Source organism: Burkholderia sp. SRS-25 (genome assembly GCF_004343765.1).
Classification (GTDB): domain Bacteria; phylum Pseudomonadota; class Gammaproteobacteria; order Burkholderiales; family Burkholderiaceae; genus Burkholderia; species Burkholderia contaminans.
In genome coordinates, this window is the sequence record NZ_PTXM01000035.1 from 1 (window position 1) to 19,174 (window position 19,174).

11 protein-coding genes and 2 rRNA genes are annotated in these 19,174 nt (G+C 55.9%); 9 read left to right on the forward strand and 4 right to left on the reverse strand.

All coding sequences use genetic code 11. The annotated features are described in order from the left end of the window. Positions 1-115: ribosomal RNA gene (locus C5O79_RS35055) — 23S ribosomal RNA — on the forward strand; the annotation flags it as partial. A gap of 154 nt (positions 116-269) precedes the next feature. Further along, positions 270-382: ribosomal RNA gene (gene rrf, locus C5O79_RS35060) — 5S ribosomal RNA — on the forward strand. A gap of 230 nt (positions 383-612) precedes the next feature. On the opposite strand, the gene C5O79_RS35065 is transcribed toward rrf, so the two are convergent. Continuing rightward, a complete protein-coding gene (locus C5O79_RS35065; RefSeq protein ID WP_131932173.1) occupies positions 613-945 on the reverse strand; it encodes a hypothetical protein in 333 nt (110 codons plus the stop codon). Between the two features lie 242 nt (positions 946-1,187). Between C5O79_RS35065 and C5O79_RS38750 the strand changes: the two genes are divergently transcribed. The 6 genes from C5O79_RS38750 to vsr all read left to right on the forward strand — a co-directional run bounded on the left by C5O79_RS38750 (position 1,188) and on the right by vsr (position 12,999). Continuing rightward, positions 1,188-1,784: a DUF6088 family protein gene (locus C5O79_RS38750; RefSeq protein WP_131932175.1), complete on the forward strand. Its 597-nt coding sequence runs from the start codon at positions 1,188-1,190 to the stop codon at positions 1,782-1,784. Between the two features lie 218 nt (positions 1,785-2,002). Beyond that, complete coding sequence (locus C5O79_RS35075; RefSeq protein ID WP_131932177.1) at positions 2,003-3,331, forward strand: DNA cytosine methyltransferase; 1,329 nt, start codon at positions 2,003-2,005, stop codon at positions 3,329-3,331. 19 nt (positions 3,332-3,350) lie between these two features. After that, a complete protein-coding gene (locus C5O79_RS35080; protein ID WP_131932179.1) occupies positions 3,351-5,477 on the forward strand; it encodes a hypothetical protein in 2,127 nt (708 codons plus the stop codon). A gap of 2 nt (positions 5,478-5,479) precedes the next feature. Continuing rightward, positions 5,480-7,012 (forward strand): hypothetical protein, encoded by a 1,533-nt coding sequence (locus C5O79_RS35085; protein ID WP_131932181.1) that lies wholly within the window; start codon positions 5,480-5,482, stop codon positions 7,010-7,012. Beyond that, positions 7,009-12,528 (forward strand): ATP-binding protein, encoded by a 5,520-nt coding sequence (locus tag C5O79_RS35090; protein ID WP_131932183.1) that lies wholly within the window; start codon positions 7,009-7,011, stop codon positions 12,526-12,528. The genes C5O79_RS35085 and C5O79_RS35090 overlap by 4 nt, the downstream gene beginning before the upstream one ends. An 18-nt stretch (positions 12,529-12,546) precedes the next feature. Further along, positions 12,547-12,999: a DNA mismatch endonuclease Vsr gene (gene vsr / locus C5O79_RS35095; protein ID WP_131932185.1), complete on the forward strand. Its 453-nt coding sequence runs from the start codon at positions 12,547-12,549 to the stop codon at positions 12,997-12,999. A 99-nt stretch (positions 13,000-13,098) separates the two neighbouring features. Here the strand turns inward: vsr and gyrB are convergent, their stop codons facing one another. The 3 genes from gyrB to dnaA all read right to left on the reverse strand — a co-directional run bounded on the left by gyrB (position 13,099) and on the right by dnaA (position 18,616). Continuing rightward, positions 13,099-15,573, reverse strand: coding sequence for a DNA topoisomerase (ATP-hydrolyzing) subunit B (gene gyrB / locus C5O79_RS35100; protein ID WP_046544142.1), 2,475 nt, complete (start codon positions 15,571-15,573; stop codon positions 13,099-13,101). Positions 15,574-15,763: 190 nt separating this feature from the next. Then, positions 15,764-16,870: a DNA polymerase III subunit beta gene (gene dnaN / locus C5O79_RS35105; RefSeq protein ID WP_131932187.1), complete on the reverse strand. Its 1,107-nt coding sequence runs from the start codon at positions 16,868-16,870 to the stop codon at positions 15,764-15,766. 168 nt (positions 16,871-17,038) lie between these two features. Continuing rightward, positions 17,039-18,616: a chromosomal replication initiator protein DnaA gene (dnaA, locus tag C5O79_RS35110; RefSeq protein WP_039364630.1), complete on the reverse strand. Its 1,578-nt coding sequence runs from the start codon at positions 18,614-18,616 to the stop codon at positions 17,039-17,041. Between the two features lie 421 nt (positions 18,617-19,037). On the opposite strand from dnaA, the gene rpmH reads away from it, so the two are divergent. Continuing rightward, positions 19,038-19,172 (forward strand): 50S ribosomal protein L34, encoded by a 135-nt coding sequence (gene rpmH, locus C5O79_RS35115; RefSeq protein ID WP_004198824.1) that lies wholly within the window; start codon positions 19,038-19,040, stop codon positions 19,170-19,172. Positions 19,173-19,174: the final 2 nt, after the last annotated feature.

Here is a 19,174-nt window from a genome sequence, read left to right on the forward strand (position 1 = left end):
TGGGGACTAGATCCCCTTGAAGGGTCGTTCGAGACCAGGACGTTGATAGGTCAGGTGTGTAAGCGCAGTAATGCGTTCAGCTAACTGATACTAATTGCCCGTAAGGCTTGATCCTATAACAAGTCTGCCTTGTAGATCGGCGAGGTGCGCAAGCACTGAGCAAGATCCAAGCGACAAGTTGGATTCTCGTGTGTGATACACACAACTCAAAAAATTACTGCTTCTTCCAAGATTGGTCGCGTTGCGAAGCAACGTGACAACCCTCTTTGCCTGATGACCATAGCGAGTCGGTCCCACCCCTTCCCATCCCGAACAGGACCGTGAAACGACTCTACGCCGATGATAGTGCGGATTCCCGTGTGAAAGTAGGTAATCGTCAGGCTCCCTAAGCCAAGAACCCCCGCCCGAAAGGCGGGGGTTTTTGCATTTCGGCGACGGAAATGCGTGTGGAGTACTCGGCATGGATGCTTGTCGTGCTGCATGCGATGCCGTCGAATGTCGAGTGAGCGGAACGCAACTTTTCGTCTGTTGTGACGATTGTTGAAGTTACTTGCAGCGCCGCCGCGGACCATTTGCATCAAGGCGCGCGCCGAAGTGCTTCACGCCGAGCCATCACCAGTCAACAGAGCGGCGCAAAGGGGCCAGCGCTGCGCGCTCCAGCTCCTCGTCCTCTTCTTGCGCAGCTGCACCATAGGGCTGCTCTCGCCAGTTCAGCGCGCTGTAGTCGGGCGTGATGATGACCCTTCGGGAATCAAAGTTGAACCGAAGATAGACGCGATCACCCGGCTTGAATCCGAACATCTCGAAATGCGCGTCGATGGCGCGCATCCATGGCATGTACGGTTGGCCATCCTGGGGAAGGTCCGGCTTGTTGCCGAGGGTCAGCTCAACCTCGGGATACTGTTTGAGCTTCTTGGGACGTGACTTACTATAGGCGTTAGCCATCTTCCGACTCCTGCAATGAGTTGGTTGTGGTCAGCGGGTCGTATGGGTGGCAGCCCATGCGGCCCGCGCTTTTTTGCGGTGGTGCTGTTTTAGTTTAAGGGAAGATAGGGCTCTAATGGGCCGACAGAATGCCGATTAACCAAACGGCCTAGGGGCGACGGAATGGCCACGTGCCCTTGGTGACATCCGAGGAGACGTATGTCAGAAACTGGCGTAAGATTCTCACACCCTGAAGCGCCGATATGAATACGTTACCAGAATCAATACTGCAGCACGCGCAATCCCTTTCAGAGGGTGGCGTACTCTCGCCTAAAGAATTTCTGCACTTGGGAAGTAGGGCCGCAGTTGATCAGGCATTTTCACGTCTTGCGAAGGACGGGAAGCTCCTACGCGTAACGAGAGGCACGTACGTTGCCCCTTTGGTCACTCGCTCAGGTGCGCGTCCACCTGCCCTGGACAAGGTCGTCGAGGCGATGGCTGAACAAACAGGAGAAGTCGTCGCACATCACGGAGCAAGCGCCGCCAATCTCCTCGGCTTAACGACGCGGGCACCGCCCCGGAAAATCTACCTGACGTCTGGGCGGACAAGAAAATTGAGGTTGGGCGGTGTGGAAGTTCTCGTGGTCCATGCACCACATTGGATGCTTGCGCTCGGTACCAGCCCGGCAGGTACGGCCGTACGAGCTCTAGCATGGATTGGTCCAGCACGTGCGGGCAACGCCTTGGCAGCATTGCGACGTACTTTGCCTCCGCCGGAGTGGCAAGCGTTGGCATCAGCGCGCGCGATTCTCCCATCTTGGATGGCACAAGCGATTGGAAGGGAGTCGTTACGTGATTAAGTTCGAAGAAATCGAGCTGTTGGCCGGCGATCTCCGCGACATAGCATGCCCGAGGCGGCTTCATGAAGAGGCTGTCCCAAAGCAAGCCGGTGACGAGATCTGTCGGCGAAGTATTCGCGAAAAAATTTAGTCCTGGTCACGACTATGAGCAGTACTGAAGTAATTGTTTCTAATCCACCCGCGACAGGCGGCACGAAGCCAGGAAAGTAACTTAAGACATGCCCAATTACAAATTTGTAGATCTCTTTTCAGGCTGTGGCGGCTTGTCATTAGGCCTCTCTATGGCGGGAATTCAAGGGCGATTTGCTGTGGAGCGAGATGCCATGGCATTTGATACGTTCTCCGACAATTTTCTCGGAGATAGAAGGGTTCCGATCGAAAAATTCGATTGGCCGTCCTGGTTGGAAAAGAGGGCATGGGGTATCGACGATCTGTTGGATGCACACCGTGACGACCTGGCTAACCTGAAGGGGGAGGTGCAAATACTTGCGGGCGGGCCTCCATGTCAGGGGTTTAGCTTTGCTGGCCGCCGACAGGCTGACGACCCTCGAAATCAGTTATTTGAGAAATATGTTGAGGTTGTCGATTCCATCAGACCATCTATTTTGGTACTTGAAAATGTACCAGGAATGAAGGTTGCACATGCGAGCAAGACGCTAGATGAAGAGTCCGCGAGCGAATCGTTCTATGAGAAATTGAAGAAAAGTCTCGAGGCAATTGGTTATGATGTCCACGGAGAGATTGTCGATGCATCTCGCTTCGGTGTGCCGCAGCGTCGCTCGAGACTTATCGTTATCGGTATAGAGAGATCTCTAGCGTCCCACCTCGAAGATGGTGTCATGCATGTATTCAAGATGCTTGAGGTCATACGAACTGAGCTACTTGCTAAGCACGGTCTACCCAAGACCCGCCTCATAACAGCTGAGGATGCGATATCAGATCTTTTGGTTGGGCGAACTGTCAAACAACCGTGTATCGATCCATTTTCCGCAAACGGCTTTGAAGAAGCTCGTTATCTCGGACCACTGACAAATTATCAGCGGCTAATGCATCGGCATTGCCGAATTGATGACATGGATAGTATGCGCCTGGCGAGGCACCGGGATGACGTTCGAGCGAGATTCAAGAAGATCATCAAGGAATGCGAACAGGGTGTTCGGATGAACGAGAAGAGTCGCGCGAAGTTTGGTCTTAAGAAGCATCGGATATACGTAATGTCTCCGTCGGAGCCAGCGCCTACTATCACAACGTTGCCCGACGACGTCCTCCACTTTTCGGAGCCAAGAATTCTTACGGTCAGGGAGAGTGCTCGGTTGCAAAGCTTCCCGGACTGGTTTCGATTCCGCGGAAAATTCACGACGGGAGGAGATCGGCGGACGAAGGAGTGTCCCAGGTATACTCAGGTGGGTAATGCAGTTCCGCCATTACTTGCAGAGGCAATTGGCCTTGCAGCTATTGCTGTTCTAGACAAGCTTGAGCGGATATTTTTGTTTCAAAAAAATCACGTTGCCGGGCGTAAACAAGACTCGCTGAGGGCAGTGGCATAAGAGACCAATAAGGGGAATAATGAATAATATATCGACGGCGGATCCCAGATTCCCCAGGGATCTGCTCGAATGGGCCGGACATCATTCCGGTGGGGTGAAGCGCCTCTTCGACCCTGGTAGCGGCCGGCCAGGTAAGGAGCTGCTCAGAACGAATCTGATCTCGCGGTTGGAAACATGGGCTGAGGATGTCGCCTCTGGTGCACAAGACACGCCGAGGATATTGTTGCTCGTCGGCGGGCCTGGGAATGGGAAAACTGAGGCTATCGAGCACACGATCCGTCACCTAGGGAAATGCATTGGAGCGGAGCGCGAGATCACAGATGCGCTCTCTCGACTTTTCCGTCCACCTCCTGGGAAAGCTGTCGATAGAGTTGTATCGGTGGATGTGGGTAGTCTCACATCAAATTCGCGTCCAATGTCTCTTTCAATTGTTCAGGATGCGTCTGCGACAGCCGGTAAAGAAGGAAGCACGGCACCACAATTGCTACTTCAGGAGCTTGATGAACTGCTTCGCGAATCAAGCGAGCAATATTATCTATGTTGCGTAAATAGGGGTGTTCTTGATGATGCGCTGATTTACGCGCTTGATAATGGACATAATCGAGTTTGCACGCTTCTCGAAACTATTACACGATCGGTTAGTCTCTCGTCGACAGCTCCTTCGTGTTGGCCGCTCGAAGGCTTTCCAGGGGTGGCCGTTTGGCCCATGGACGTCGAGTCTCTACTGGTCAGCCCCGGGGGCGAGCTTGTTCCTCCTGCATCGACGCTTTTGACGTATGCCACTAATCCCACTTATTGGCCTAATACTGGCGAATGTCCTGCAGGTGAAGAGTGCCCTTTCTGCCATAGCCAGCAATTGCTTGCGCGCGAAGATAATCGTGCTGCATTGTTGCGCATTCTCCGGTGGTACGAATTGGCTACCGGTAAGCGGTGGAGCTTTCGAGATTTACTCTCTCTAATTTCATATTTACTTGCTGGTCGTAGTCCTTCGGAGCACAGCAAGCATCGAGACTCATGTCATTGGGCTGCCAACCTCAAGCGGTTAACTGAGGAAGGTGATCAAATGAGTAATCCTAAGCGCCAGCACCTCACGGCACCGTTCGATCTCGCAACATCTGGCTATCAGCACGCGCTATTCCACCGTTGGAACCCCGAAGCAGTCGGCGCATTGCGTCAAGGCCTAAAAGATCTTGGTCTGGGAAAGGAAATTAATGACGTCCGCGTAATTTTGGGCCTCCAATATTTTCTCCACGAACGGAAGGATTCGTATCTGCCAGCTACGATTGAATCTTTGCTAGAAAGTCAAGTGGAGCTTCTGGATCCGGCAATGGCAAGTCCCGATATCGAGGTCGCCGTTAGCGCGCGGAGTAGAGTAAAGCTAGGCGAGTTGGATACGAGATTTAGTCGCTCCATTACCGGGGGCATAGAATTCATTCGTAAGTATCAGGTGCTTGCGAAATATGAAATCAACTTGCTGCGGAAGCTAGAAAGGGCAGACAATCTACTATCCTCATCTGCAATTCGTCGGAAAAATCCTGCAGCTGCGAGCCGCATTCAGAGAGTTTTGCGTGACTTCGCTTGTCGTTTTGTTCGGCGCAGTATTTGTACTCGAGCATCTGTCGTGGCAGACATCGAAATTCTTGAGTCGTTCCAGAAAGTTGTGGAGGACGATGACAAGGGCCAACGACTTTTCGAAGTGGCCGCGCAGGTAAAAGATCTGTTGAATAACGGAAAGGATTTTGAAGTCTCTTTGGCGACTACATTTGGGCAACCGCTTCCGCCTCAACTGAGACAAGCGACGCTTGTTGTTGATGTTAGAAAAGTCCGTATTCCTAAATTATCCACGGCGGGGCGGCCTCGCTCCCCTATCTGCTTTCTTGAAGTCGGAAATGGACAATCTACGCAAAATATCGCGCTAACTTACGACTTATTCAAGGCGGTCAAGGAGTTGGAGCGAGGTCTGTCTCCGGCTGCACTACCTCGAACCGTTGTTGCGCTGCTTGATGCGACCAAGGCGAGATTGTCTGGCCCAATTGTGAGAGATCCAGATGTGCTCGCAGACGCGAAGATTCGGATCGGTATAGACGGTACGGAAATCGGGAAGGCTTGGGACGGTAGTTTCTTCTCGGTCCATGGAGGAGTGTAAGTATGGCACTCGCTGAATTTAAACAAGCACCCTGGAAGACATCGCATCCTGCATATAAGGACTCTGCGCTCGCCATAAGCCCTGCGCCGGAATATGCAAGTTCAGAGGTGCTTGTCGCAGCGCTTTATCGCACCATTGGTTTTGAATCTGTCGGGGAGGGTGGGGTTCCTCAGGCTGGACGAGACCTCGAGCAGCGACTACAGAAGCTGCGCGACAAGAGACAGGGGCCACCTAACGGGGCAACGGTCTGTGTAGAAGATTGGAATACAGTTCTACATGGTGTGCTTGAAAGCCCAAAGCTGCCCAATCAATCGGCAAAGAGATTTTTACAAGTAACCCCACTTGTTCCGTCTCTTGCGCTTTTTTCTGGATCGGCTCGTCTGAGTAGCAATTCGTGGCCCGCTGGAAGCCTTGTGAGGAGAATGGTTTGGCTCGGCTCAAGAGGCCATGACGCAGCTCAGGAGCTCTGGGAATCATTGTTTTCGGCGCTGAGCGTTAGCGACCACGATGATGTTTTTGCGAGATGGCTTGAGCAGGAAACAAATGTCTGGGCCAATCATGCGTCTTGGAAGCTTGCGCCAGTCTCGCGAGGAGATGTTGCAAATCTCTCGCTCGACGATTTTGACGAAGTGGGATTCATGCCGGCTCGGCAATTCGCTAAGGATCTGAAAGCGCTTATTCAAGCCAAGCCAACTATGACGCGTCGACAATGGACGAGCTTGCTCGAGGCAGTTCTTAGGCTTGCTGCGGTCGCGCACGTTACTTGGCTGTGTGAAGTGCATGCGAGGACTTGGCGTTGCTTTTCCGATGCTCTTGGCGGGAATGGCCCTGTAGGAGCCGACGATACGAGAAGCTTCGTGTTCCCCGAGGCGGCCCAGTACATGACATACGGTGGCAAGGCTTTGCATGGGTTGAAGGACAGGGCGTCCAGTTACCTATCTGCTCGCCTAAACATAAACGCAATCTTATGGGCACTGGCGGATTTGGGTGCTCCATACAACGGGGATATTTCGTCAAGCTCGGGTATCTCTAGTCTATGTCAGCATATTCGTGACAATCGACATGCGTTAGCAGAGATGGGGATCTCTACGGCCTTGGCGGAGATCCGTGAACAGGAGGCTCGGGCACTGAGCTGCAAGAAGGGAATTGGTGCAAACCTACTTGAGTTCGCACGACATGCGCTCGGCCAGCGCCAGACGGCTGTCCAGCTGCTTAGAGGATATGACCAGGGATACGTACTGAAGAAGAAGGGAAGCAGTCCATCCAGTCCTTGGGTCGTGTCGCTCGGACCGGTTGCGGTACTTGCGTTTGTGCATTGTGCTCTAGCGGGTGCTGGCGGTCCCCGATCGATCCATAAGCTCGGCTTGCATCTCGCGACTTATGGACTCGCATTGGATCAGCAGGACATTGCTCGAAATGATTTGGGGCACCAACTACGGATGCTCGGTCTCGTGCTCGATAGCCCCGATGCCGAGAGTGGGATGATGTTATTGCCTCCCTTTCCTATCACTCCGGCCATGGACAATAAGGCATGACTAAACTCGTACAAACCATTGCGAATATTATTCGGGAAAAGGTAACGGCCGCGGTACGCGGGCAATTGGGTGACAAGCTTGAGGCCAGATTCGTCTTTCATGGGCCTCCGCTAGAGATTCTCGAGCAGATTTTCGAAGAACTTGCTCTTTCCGGGGGGATAAATGTTCTTGGACCGGACGACAAAGAGACAGTTCTCCCAGTATTGCTGCAGTTGCCGGCCGGTCGTGCAATCGTCCGCAATCCGGGAATTGGGGAGTCGGGGCGTTGTGACGAAAGCCATCTCCTGCATATTCGCAACGACCCAAACTTGGCGAGTTTTGTTGCCTTGATGCCGCCTGAGCAGCATAGCAACAGGTCCGTAGCATCGACGACGGAGGAGTTCGGTATGAATGCCTCCAACAGCACCAGTCACGTCGCATTTGAGACGTGGTGGGAAGACGGCTTCATCCAGAATTTGGTGACACGAGCGTTAAAAGATGCAGGCATCCCGGAGAGTTGGCTCGATGATGCAAGACAACTTGTCGGAAAAGCGGCTGCTGCTGTGGACGAGGTGGCTCCTGGCGCGGGAACCTGGCGCCTGCTGTCGCGACTCTATTCAATTCAGGAAGATAAAGGCGGATTGTCGTCGGGGGCGGCGTTAGCGCTTGCATGTGGCGTGCCTCAAATGTCTGACGGCGGGATTTCTTCTAAAACGCAATTGGGCATTCTGGAGCAACTCGCCGACGAAATGGCAGACGGATTCAAGACGGCCCTCGAGCGTTTGGTGACAACAACAACAACAGGGCCGGTGAAGCAGGCGCTCGAGGATTTTCTTAGGCACATACAGGCAACGTGTGAAGTACCCACAACATTTGAGCGTGCTGCACCGGCGTTTTACCTGACATCAGATACCCTAGAGTTGCAGCCACCACCGTCGTGGTGGCAAGTTCTCTCGACTGAGTGCTGGGCGGATCTTCTTGCCGAGGAGCCGGACGGGCAGTCAGGCGATCTCACGATTGCTTGTATAAACACGATCTTGCCACCAGCAAAAGGAGTACCAGCGATTGTTCGATCCGGCGTTGAACTTTCAATTGCGACTGGTCTCTCCAGTACCGAAGGTGAAGTAGAAGTTTGTCTCACTGGAGGATCCTACGGAAAGACTGGAACCAAAATCAATGTCGACGGGGTGGCGATATGTCAGGATATCTTGCCGTCAAGCGGTCAACGTTCTCCAGCTAGCTATAAGGTGACCGCCGCAGACCATAAATCCGCTACGGCAAGAGTTGTTTCGCTTTCAAGCTGGTTGCCCGGCATTATTGTCACATCACGCTTGGCAACCAAGGTGTTACTACCTAAGAAGCCACGCAAAGGCAGTGCTCGCGTTGATTGGGAAGCTGCGCTTTCTGTTCCAGGCCCCGGCCGCTACGAGCTTCTTTTTTTCGTTTCTCCGGGAGTCTCGGTTGCTCGTGCCGAAGCAATTTCTGACGACGCTACTGAGCAAGTCATGGATCCTCCGCAAGCTCTTCAGCTTCATGTCACGAAGGATGGTGACTATCAAGTAGAGGTCGATGCTGAGAGCAATTGCCAGCTCGAAGTCTCGTTCCAACGATCAGGAGACCGTGAGCAGACTTGTAGAGTATTTGTCACCTGTGAGGAAGTTAAAGAAGAAGGGTGTCGGAGTGAATTTGAGCGGCTCATTAAGCTCAACCGGCGACATCTAGAGAAATTCGATGCTAAGGCCGTGGTACAGCTGGATCGTCACGCTCGCTCGTCGAGTCTGCAGGCATGGATGCTTGACGAGCAGAATGTAGGTAGGTCATTTGTCCCATTGGTCCTTTCAGACGATTACGCCGCGAAATGGGCGTCCCCCGATTGGGAGCTACCCGTTGGTCCCGTTCTGTCGGGAGCACGCTTTCTTCATGACCCAAGGCCTGAAGCGTCGCTTTTTGTACCGCCACCTGGGTTCGTGGACGCGCGACGAGAGATCGCGAGCCGCATAAGGCAGACAAGCGAACAAGCTGGTCTTCTAGAGTCTGCGCCTTTGGGAGCCTGGCTTGCACGTGATGCTGTTTTCCGTGCCCTGGTCGAGCAGTATCTTGACGCGTACGTGTCGTGGATTGCTGTAGACCGTGATGTTGCTTGTTGGGTCGATGTCGTCGCAGTATGCCCGAGGGAGGCCGATGGTCATACACTTGCACGCATTCCAGACGCGATTCTCCTGTCACCGTTGCACCCCTTGCGTTTAGCTTGGCATTGTCTCGCGCAGGAAGTACTGTTCAATGCGACCGATGGTGATGCCTCGCTATCCTGTCCCGCTGCCAGTATTTTAGATCCTGATTGCGTACCCGACCTCCTGATCATGTCTTTACAAGCCCCAGGGGGGCCAGCGGGTGTCGATCGGGTCCCATTCTTGTCGGTTGAGTGCAACTCTGACTACTGGTCGGTGCTATGGAACGGATCGCGTCTAGGCCAGATTGCGGACAAATCGAGGCAACCTCCATTTGACGATGCGTTTGGGCTCGTGGTGGGGGGCATTTCGAGTGGTTTTAGCCCAGCTCAGGTGGCTCGTGCATTGGAGGACGTCTCTGACCTGCTTGCCGCGAAACCGGTTGTCAGCTTGGTTTTGTCCAGTGGGGGAGGGGCATCTGATGCTTGCAATGAGGGGCTGGCCAATTGGTGTACCCGCCGTTTTGGTAACGGTGATGTATCTGCTATCAGGCCAAGCATTGGCCCCAGGATGCTCGAGGTATTCGACACGCGGCCGCTTAGTTCGCGCCCTGACCAACCTAGTATCGCGAACCTGTCCGAAGATACCGGCAATCGTGTCCGTTGGTTTGACAAACAGCCTCCCGGAACGAAACCTGACCTTGGAATTATTGCCCAGCTGGATTCTGCTCAGCCGGAGTCTGCGGATGTAGGAATACGTTCCCCTCTTGGGATTGGAGGCCTCATTAGGCATAGGATTAGGCGCCAGCTACATGGAGCTTTCCTAAGCGAATCACGGCAAGCATTCCCGGCACCACCCTCCGGCGAGATCCTTGCAGATAAGGTCGCTCATTGCATTACCTTACTTGAAGGTGGGATCGACGACGCGACGGGATTGCAGTTCGCGCCTAATGTACACGCCGTTTCAAACATGCTTGAGGAGAAGAAAGCAGGTTTCGTCGCAGTGTCGTCTTCCGCGATTGATCCGGCCTGCTTCCTGGGGGGATGGATCAAGGGCACCTATCTTTGGGATTATGACTTGCCGTCGTATTCGCATCGTGCTGGCGACACAAGTGGCTACTACTTGTTGTCTCAGGTTCGGGACGCAGATCGCGATTCTCTGCAAAGGGTTCTTGACCCACTGCCTGATTGCAAAAATCTGTCAGGTGACCACATTGAACAGATTCTCCTCGAGGTCGCTCGACGAGGAATTCCCACGGTCCGCGGCCTTTCTGCTGATGACTCTGGGGCAACCGGAGATCTCGGCCTGTTTCTTGCGGTTCGGTTGCTACAAGATCAATTCCGAACATCAGGCGATTTGAATAGCATCCTACCGGTGTTGTCTGGTTCACCGGAGGATGCGTCTATAGCGATCATCATTCCGGTGGATCCGTTCAGAGGTTATCTCGCGGACATGGCTCGATCGATCGGCAAGGAGCGTAAGGACGCATCGCTTTCTCGTCCCGACCTTCTCGTGGTAGGCGTTAAGCTTTGCGAGGATTCGGTGCGCATTCACATCACTCCTGTTGAGGTGAAGTGTCGTCAGCAGAGCGCGGTACTCAGTCCAAACGATGCGAGAGATGCACTTGGCCAAGCTAGAGCGTTGTCCACGTTATTTAGCTCAATGGAAGAGCGTGCAGGGAAGTCCTTGATATGGAAACTTGCCTATCAGCATCTCTTGCTATCGATGATTGGCTTCGGCCTGCGTGTGTATAGTCAACACAAACTCGTCAAAGAGCACGCTGGACGTTGGGCGAACTACCATGAACGTATTGCTGCGGCGATACTATCCGGACCGTGCCCAGAAATTACCGTCGATGGTAAGGGGCGCCTAATTGTTGTAGATGGCACGTCGACAAGCGATGCTGTGGATTATGATGGAGACGGTTTCTCAGAAAGCATATCTATATCGTCGGGAGATGCTGGGAGGATGGTTGCTGGCGATGCTCAGGCGTTTTATGATGCCGTGCGTGCAAAAATAGGAAATTGGCAGCTTTTTCCAGTATGTAATGCTGATGATGGTGAGTCCGAGACAGAGGTCGAGCCGACAATCGAGGCAGTTGTAGAGGGCGCGGCACTGGAAATTACTTCCACTTCGTTGGAGGGAATTCAAGAAGTCTCGACAATGAAAGAGGGGCTGAAAGGTCAAGATGCTAACCTGTACGAAAATGTTTCGTTGGGAACTGTCGTCGCCGATGAAGTGGGTGATCAAGGAATTATCCTTTCGATTGGGAAAACCATTGACGGATTCGAGCCGCGCCCTCTCTCTTTGAATATATCTGATACGCGCCTAAATCATTTGAACATTGGTGTGGTGGGTGATTTGGGGACGGGGAAGACTCAGTTGCTAAAGTCTCTCATTTTTCAGATCGCAACGGCCACGCGCGAAAATCGTGGTATAAAGCCGCGATTTTTGATTTTCGATTACAAGCGTGACTACAGTAATCCAGAGTTCGTGCAGGCAACAGGAGCACGTGTTGTGAGGCCGACCGGATTGCCACTTAATCTGTTTGACACTTCGTCAATGGGTGAGTCAGTGGCTCCTTGGTTAGATCGCTTTCGATTCTTCGCCGATGTTCTGGATAAAGTGTATTCGGGTATAGGCCCAGTGCAGCGAGATAAGTTGAAGGGTGCTGTCCGCAATGCATATAATGTATGTTCAGGATTGGGGCGGCAGCCCACTATCTACGATATCCATTCGGAGTACCGTGATCTTCTCGGTGGAAAATCAGACTCGCCGATGGCAATTATTGATGATCTTGTGGATATGGAGGTCTTTGAAAAAGACCCAGATAAAACTAAATCGTTTGACGATTTTTTGGATGGAATTGTTGTAGTGTCACTTGATGCGATGGGGCAAGATGATCGTAGTAAAAACATGCTGGTTGCGATCATGTTGAACATGTTCTACGAGAACATGCTCAAAACCCCAAAGAGGCCATTTGTCGGAAATGATCCACAATTGAGGGTGATTGATTCATATCTGCTTGTCGATGAGGCGGACAACATCATGCGTTATGAGTTCGATGTGCTTCGTAAATTGCTTTTGCAGGGGCGGGAATTTGGTGCTGGAGTTATTTTGGCGTCACAATACCTTAGACATTTCAAGGCGGGTGTGACGGACTATAGGGACCCGTTGCTTACGTGGTTCATTCATAAGGTACCTAATGTCACTCCTGCTGAGCTCGGCGCCCTGGGTTTTACCGCAGATCTTGGGGAGCTTTCGGAGCGTGTGAAGACGCTTAAAAATCACCATTGTCTTTACAAGACGGCTGGTGTCTCTGGTGACGTAATTAAGGGCTTGCCGTTTTATGAGCTTGTGAGAAATTAATTTCACGAGAGGCGCAAGGTGGTCGATTTTCTATCGCGTAAGGAACGCTCGGAGAGAATGGCCAGGATTCGGGGGAAGAACACTTTTCCCGAATTAACCTTGCGCAAAATTCTTCATCGCATGGGATTTCGTTACCGGCTGCATAATGAAAAACTTCCTGGGAAGCCTGATATCGTACTTCCTAGGTATAGGTCGGTTGTGTTTGTTCATGGCTGCTTTTGGCACCGTCACGAGGGTTGTCGAATTGCCACGCTTCCAAAGAGCAACACTCAGTTTTGGGTTGAGAAATTTGAAAGGAATGTGGCAAGAGATGCTCGTGTAAAAGTTGAGTTGGAGCGACTGGGTTGGAGGATTTTCATTGTCTGGGAATGCGAGCTGTCTTCTACCGATAAAGCTTCGAAGGTTGGCGAATATCTGGCGAAGGAGTTGAAGGCTAACATTTTGCGGATAACCGCCGGAGAGCATCGATAATGCCGATGTTTTTGCAAATCAAAGGTGGCTGATTTTCTGTGTCTTAATGTTAAAAAAGCCCCGCGTGGGGGGCTTTTGAAATTCGTATATTTTTAATTTTTAAACGTCAATATTCCCCGCCCTCAAGGCATTGCTCTCAATAAACGCCCGCCGCGGCTCGACATCATCCCCCATGAGGGTAGTAAAGATCCCATCCGCAGCAATCGCGTCTTCGATCTGCACACGCAGCAGACGCCGCACTGCCGGATCCATCGTCGTTTCCCATAGCTGCTCGGGGTTCATCTCACCGAGCCCCTTATACCGCTGCTTCGAAACGTTCCGCTCAGCATCCGCCAGCAGCCACTTCATCGCGCTCTTGAAGTCCGCCACGGCCATGCTGCGCTCACCGCGCTTGATGACCGCACCTTCCCCGATGAGCCCCTTGAACGTATTCGCGGTGGTCACGAGCTGCTGATAATCCGCCGTGTGCTGGAATTCCTGGTCGATGACCGAAACGCGCACGTTGCCGTGATGCGTCCGCTCGACATGCAGTGCGCGCTGTTCCCGAACCGGATCATACGAAGGCACCACGCGCACTTCGTTCTTCAGCGCTTCATCATGCAACGCAGCGTGAAGGGCCTTCGCCGAAGCCTCGGTCGACTCTTCGTTGGAGAGATCGATCACCACGCCGTCCATGACCGCTTCCAGCGCGGCCGGGTCATACAACCGGCTCAATCGCTCAATAACGCTCTGCGACAGCAGATACGACCGCGCCAGCTCGCCAAGCGCATCACCCGAAATCGCCGCCGCATTCTCACCCGGCACCAGCTCCGACCCTTGCAGCGCCAACCGCAGCATGTGCGCGTTGAGCTCCACGTCGTCCTTCAGATACCGCTCGTCCTTGCCCGCCTTGATCTTGTAAAGCGGCGGTTGCGCGATATACACGTACCCGCGCTCGATCATGTCCGGCATTTGGCGATAGAGGAACGTGAGCAGCAGCGTCCGGATGTGCGCACCGTCGACGTCCGCGTCGGTCATGATGATGATGCGGTGATAGCGCAGCTTGTCGAGGTTGTAGTCTTCCTTGCCGATCCCGCACCCAAGCGCGGTCACGAGCGTGACGATCTGTTCCGACGACAGCAGCTTGTCGTAGCGGGCCTTCTCGACGTTCAGCACCTTGCCGCGCAGCGGCAGGATCGCCTGGAACTTCCGATCACGCCCTTGCTTGGCCGAGCCACCTGCCGAGTCACCCTCGACGATGTAGATTTCGCACTTTGCCGGGTCTTTCTCCTGGCAGTCCGCGAGCTTGCCGGGCAGGCCGACGCCGTCGAGCACGCCCTTGCGGCGCGTCATCTCACGTGCCTTCCGCGCAGCATCGCGCGCACGAGCAGCCTCGACAATCTTCCCGCAGATGATCTTCGCGTCGATCGGCGTTTCCAGCAGGAACTCCTCGAGCGCCTTCGCCACAACTTCTTCAACCGGCGCACGAACCTCGGAAGAAACCAGCTTGTCCTTCGTCTGCGAGCTGAACTTCGGCTCCGGCACCTTCACGGAAAGCACGCACGACAGCCCTTCGCGCATGTCGTCGCCGGTCGTCTCGACCTTCGCCTTCTTCGCGATTTCGTTGTCGGTGATGTACTTGTTGATGACGCGCGTCATCGCGGCCCGCAGGCCGGTCAGGTGCGTGCCGCCGTCGCGCTGCGGAATGTTGTTCGTGAAGCACAGCACGTTTTCGTTGTAGCTGTCGTTCCACTGCATCGCGACTTCGACGCCCACGCCATCCTTCTCGCCGTTGGCGAAGAACACGGTCGGGTGCAGGTTGGTCTTCGTCTTGTTGATGTACTCGACGAAGCCCTTCACACCGCCGGCGAACGCGAAATCGTCTTCCTTGCCCGAACGCAGGTCGGTGAGGCGAATCCGCACACCGTTGTTCAGGAACGAGAGCTCGCGCATCCGCTTCGCGAGGATGTCGTAGTGATATTCAACCGTACCGAAAATCGTCGGATCGGCCATGAAGTGCACTTCGGTGCCGCGGTTCTCGGTGTCACCGGTCACCAGCATCGGCGACACTTCCACGCCGTCCACCGTCTCGAGCACGCGATCCTGCGCAACACCGCGGTGGAACTCCATGAACCGCTTCTTGCCGTCACGGCGCACCGTGAGGCGCAGCCAGCTCGACAGCGCGTTCACGCACGACACACCCACGCCGTGCAGGCCACCGGACACCTTGTAGCTGTTCTGGTCGAACTTGCCGCCGGCGTGCAGCTCGGTCATCACGATTTCCGCCGCGCTGCGCTTCGGCTCGTGCTTGTCGTTCATCTTCACGTCGGTCGGAATCCCGCGGCCGTTGTCGGTCACGGAAATCGAGTTGTCGGCGTGAATCGTCACGTGGATGTCGTTGCAGTACCCGGCCAGCGCTTCGTCGATCGAGTTGTCGAGCACCTCGAACACGAGGTGGTGCAGACCGGTGCCGTCCGACGTGTCGCCGATGTACATCCCGGGGCGCTTGCGCACCGCTTCCAGACCTTCGAGGATCTGGATCGACGAGGCGCCGTAGCTGCTGTTATCGGGTTGCGAATTGTGCTGTTCACTCATGGATATCTTCCGGTTCTGCGGGGCCACTCTCGTGGCGGCGCGGTGCGTTTCAGCGAGAAATCGCCGGGCCGCTCCAGTTTCCTGGCCCGCCCCAAGTGCCGAAAAGGCACTAAAAGGGCGGGTTGTCGGTTCGCCATAAAACGCCAAAGGGGCTTGCCGCCCCCTGGTGTGTGTCGTGATGTCGCGCGCGTCAGATGCGCATCGGCATCACGACATACTTGAACTCGTCGTTCTCGGGCACGGTAATCAGCGCGCTCGAGCTGGCGTCGCCGAGGCTCACCTGCATGGTGTCGACCTTCAGGTTCGCGAGCACGTCGAGCAGATACGTGACGTTGAAGCCGATGTCGACGGTATCGCCCTGGTAGGCGATTTCGAGTTCTTCCTGCGCCTCTTCCTGATCGGCGTTGGTCGACATGATCTTCAGCTGGCCCGGCGCGATGATGCAGCGCACGCCCTTGAACTTGTCCGAGGTCAGGATCGCCGCGCGCTGCAGCGAGCGCTGCAGCTCTTCACGGCCGATCTCGAACGTGTTCTTGTGCGCCTTCGGGATCACGCGCTGGAAGTCGGGGAACTTGCCCTCGACGAGTTTCGACACGAGCTCGACCTGGCCGAACGTGAACTTGGCCTGGGTTTGCGCGATGTCGATGGTGACGGTGTCGTCGATGTCTTCGAGCAGGCGTTGCAGCTCGAGAATCGTCTTGCGCGGCACGATGACTTCCTGGCGGCCGAACGTGCCGCCTTCGAGCTTCATCGACGAGAACGCGAGGCGGTGGCCGTCGGTGGCCACGGCCATCAGCTGGTCGCCGTCGACGACGAGCAGCATGCCGTTCAGGTAGTAGCGGATGTCCTGCTGCGCCATCGCGAAGTGCACCATGCCGAGCAGCTGGCGGAACGACTTCTGCGGGACGGTGAGCGTGGCGCCGAAATCCTTCGCCTGCGCGACGGTCGGGAACTCGTCGGCCGCCAGCGTCTGGAGTGCGAAACGGCTCTTGCCGGATTGAACGGTGAGGCGCTTGTCGGCGAGCGACAGCGTGACCTGGCCGTCAGGCATCGCGCGCAGGATGTCGAGCAGCTTGCGCGCCGCGACGGTGGTCGCGACCTGGTCGCCGCCGACGCCGAAATCGGCGCGCGTGGTGATCTGCAGCTCCAGGTCGGTCGACAGGAACGAAACGTCCGAGCCGTTCTTGGTGATCAGCAGGTTGGCGAGGATCGGCAACGTATGGCGGCGTTCGACGATGCCGCTGACCGTTTGCAGCGGCCTGAGGAGGGTGTCTCGTTCGGTCTTGACCAGTTGCATAGAGTTCCTTCGTTGAGTAACGGCCTGCAGCGCAGCAGCCTCGCAGCGCCCCGCCGGCCGGGCTCTTGGCCCGCCACCACCGGGGCGGTCAAACCAGTATTGTGCCTCAAAACCGAACCGCCCCCCTTAAATTGGGGCGGAGGCCGAAATATCAAGCGCGCCGCGCGCTCAGCCCTTCAGCGTCTGTTCCAGCACGTGCAGTTCGTGGTTGAGCTGCGCGTCCTTGCTGCGTTCGTCGGCGATCTTGCGCACCGCGTGCAGCACGGTGGTGTGGTCGCGCCCGCCGAACAGCTCGCCGATTTCCGGCAGGCTCTTCTGCGTGAGTTCCTTCGCCAGGTACATCGCAATCTGCCGCGGCCGCGCGATGTTCGCGGGGCGCTTCTTCGAGTACATGTCGGCGACCTTGATGTTGTAGAAGTCGGCGACGGTCTTCTGGATGTTCTCGACCGAAATCTGCCGGTTCTGCACGGTCAGCAGATCCTTCAGCGCTTCCTTGGTCAGCTCGATCGAGATCTCGCGGCCGTGGAACTTCGAATACGCGAGGATCTTGCGCAGCGCGCCTTCGAGCTCGCGCACGTTCGAGCGCAGGTGCTTCGCGACGAAGAACGCGACGTCCTCCGACAGGTTCACGCCTTCCGACTGCGCCTTGCGCATCAGGATCGCGACGCGCATTTCCAGCTCGGGCGGCTCGATTGCCACGGTGAGGCCCGAGTCGAAGCGCGAGATCAGGCGATCGTCGATGCCCGAAATCTCCTTCGGATACGTGTCGCTGGTGATGATCACCTGCGCCTTGTTCGCGACCAGCGCCTCGAACGCGTAGAAGAATTCCTCTTGCGTGCGCGACTTGCCGGAGAAGAACTGAATATCGTCGATCAGCAGCAGGTCGAGCGAGTGGTAGTAGCGCTTGAAATCGTCGAACGCCTTGCGCTGGTACGCCTTCACCACATCCGACACGTATTGCTCGGCGTGGATGTAGCGGATCCGCGCGCCGGCCTTGTCGAGCAGCAACTGGTTGCCGATCGCGTGGATCAGGTGGGTCTTGCCGAGGCCGACGCCGCCGTACAGGAACAGCGGGTTGTACGAGATGCCCGGGTTGTCCGCGACCTGGATCGCGGCGGCGCGTGCGAGCTGGTTCGCCTTGCCGGTCACGAAGTTGTCGAACGTGAGCACGGGGTTCAGCTTCGAGCGTTCGTACATCGAATCGGCTTCGCCGCCGTTGGCCGGCGCGGCACCGGGGCCCGGGCGCCACGTGCGACGGCCGGCGGCCGCTTCATGCGCGGGCAGGCTCGGCAGGTCGATGTCGGCGTCGTCGGCGTTCAGGTGATGCGCGGCGGCTGCCGACGGCGTCATCGGCACGTCGGCCGGCGCGGCGGGTGCGGCCGAAGCATTCGCGGTCAGGTTGGCGGCGATTGCGGCGACCGTCGCGGCGGGGCCGGTCGGGGCCAGCGGCGCACGCGGCGTGGCCTGCGCTGCACCGGCGGGGGCGCTGCGCATGCCTGCCTTCGGATCGAGGACGAACTGGACTTCGATCGGCGTGTTCCAGAATTCGCGGGCCAGATCGCTGATCCGTCCCGAAAACTGGCTCTTGACCCAGTCCAGCTTGAAGCGGTTCGGCGCGGCGATGGACAGCGTGTTCGCCGACGCATCGAAGGCCACCGGGGCCAAGGGTTTGATCCACGTCACGTACTGCTGGGGCGTCAGCTCGCGCTCCAGCAGTGCGGAACAGTGTTGCCAGAAATCGTTCATCAAGTAACTGTCGTTTTTTGCGTGCACAGCGCGGCTCGCCGGCGCCCTTGTCGCGGTGGTGCAACAAGGCCCGAAGCGGTCGTGCGAGCGTGCCTCGGACGCCTGCATCACAGTGTTGGAGGGGCAGGCGCGAGCCGAGGCGGCGTGCGGGATTCTTGGAGATAAGGCGAGATTCTACCGCCAAACGCGGCCACAGAGCGAGTTATCCACAGGCCGGTTGTGTGGGGTGCGGGGCCGGATCGCTCGGGGCGGGCACAGGCGATCGACTCCTAAAGTATTGACCGTCAACGGAAAAACGGTTTAAATAGCGGGTTCCGCGAAAACCAATCCTGTATTCCCGGCGATTGCGTTCGCCCGAATGCCTCCGGTTAAGGGCACGCGGTCCCCTGAATTTCGACATTCTCGAACAAGTGAGAACATCATGAAACGTACTTACCAACCGTCCGTGACGCGCCGCAAGCGCACCCATGGCTTCCGTGTCCGCATGAAGACGGCAGGTGGCCGCAAGGTCATCAACGCTCGCCGCGCGAAGGGCCGCAAGCGCCTCGCCATCTAAGG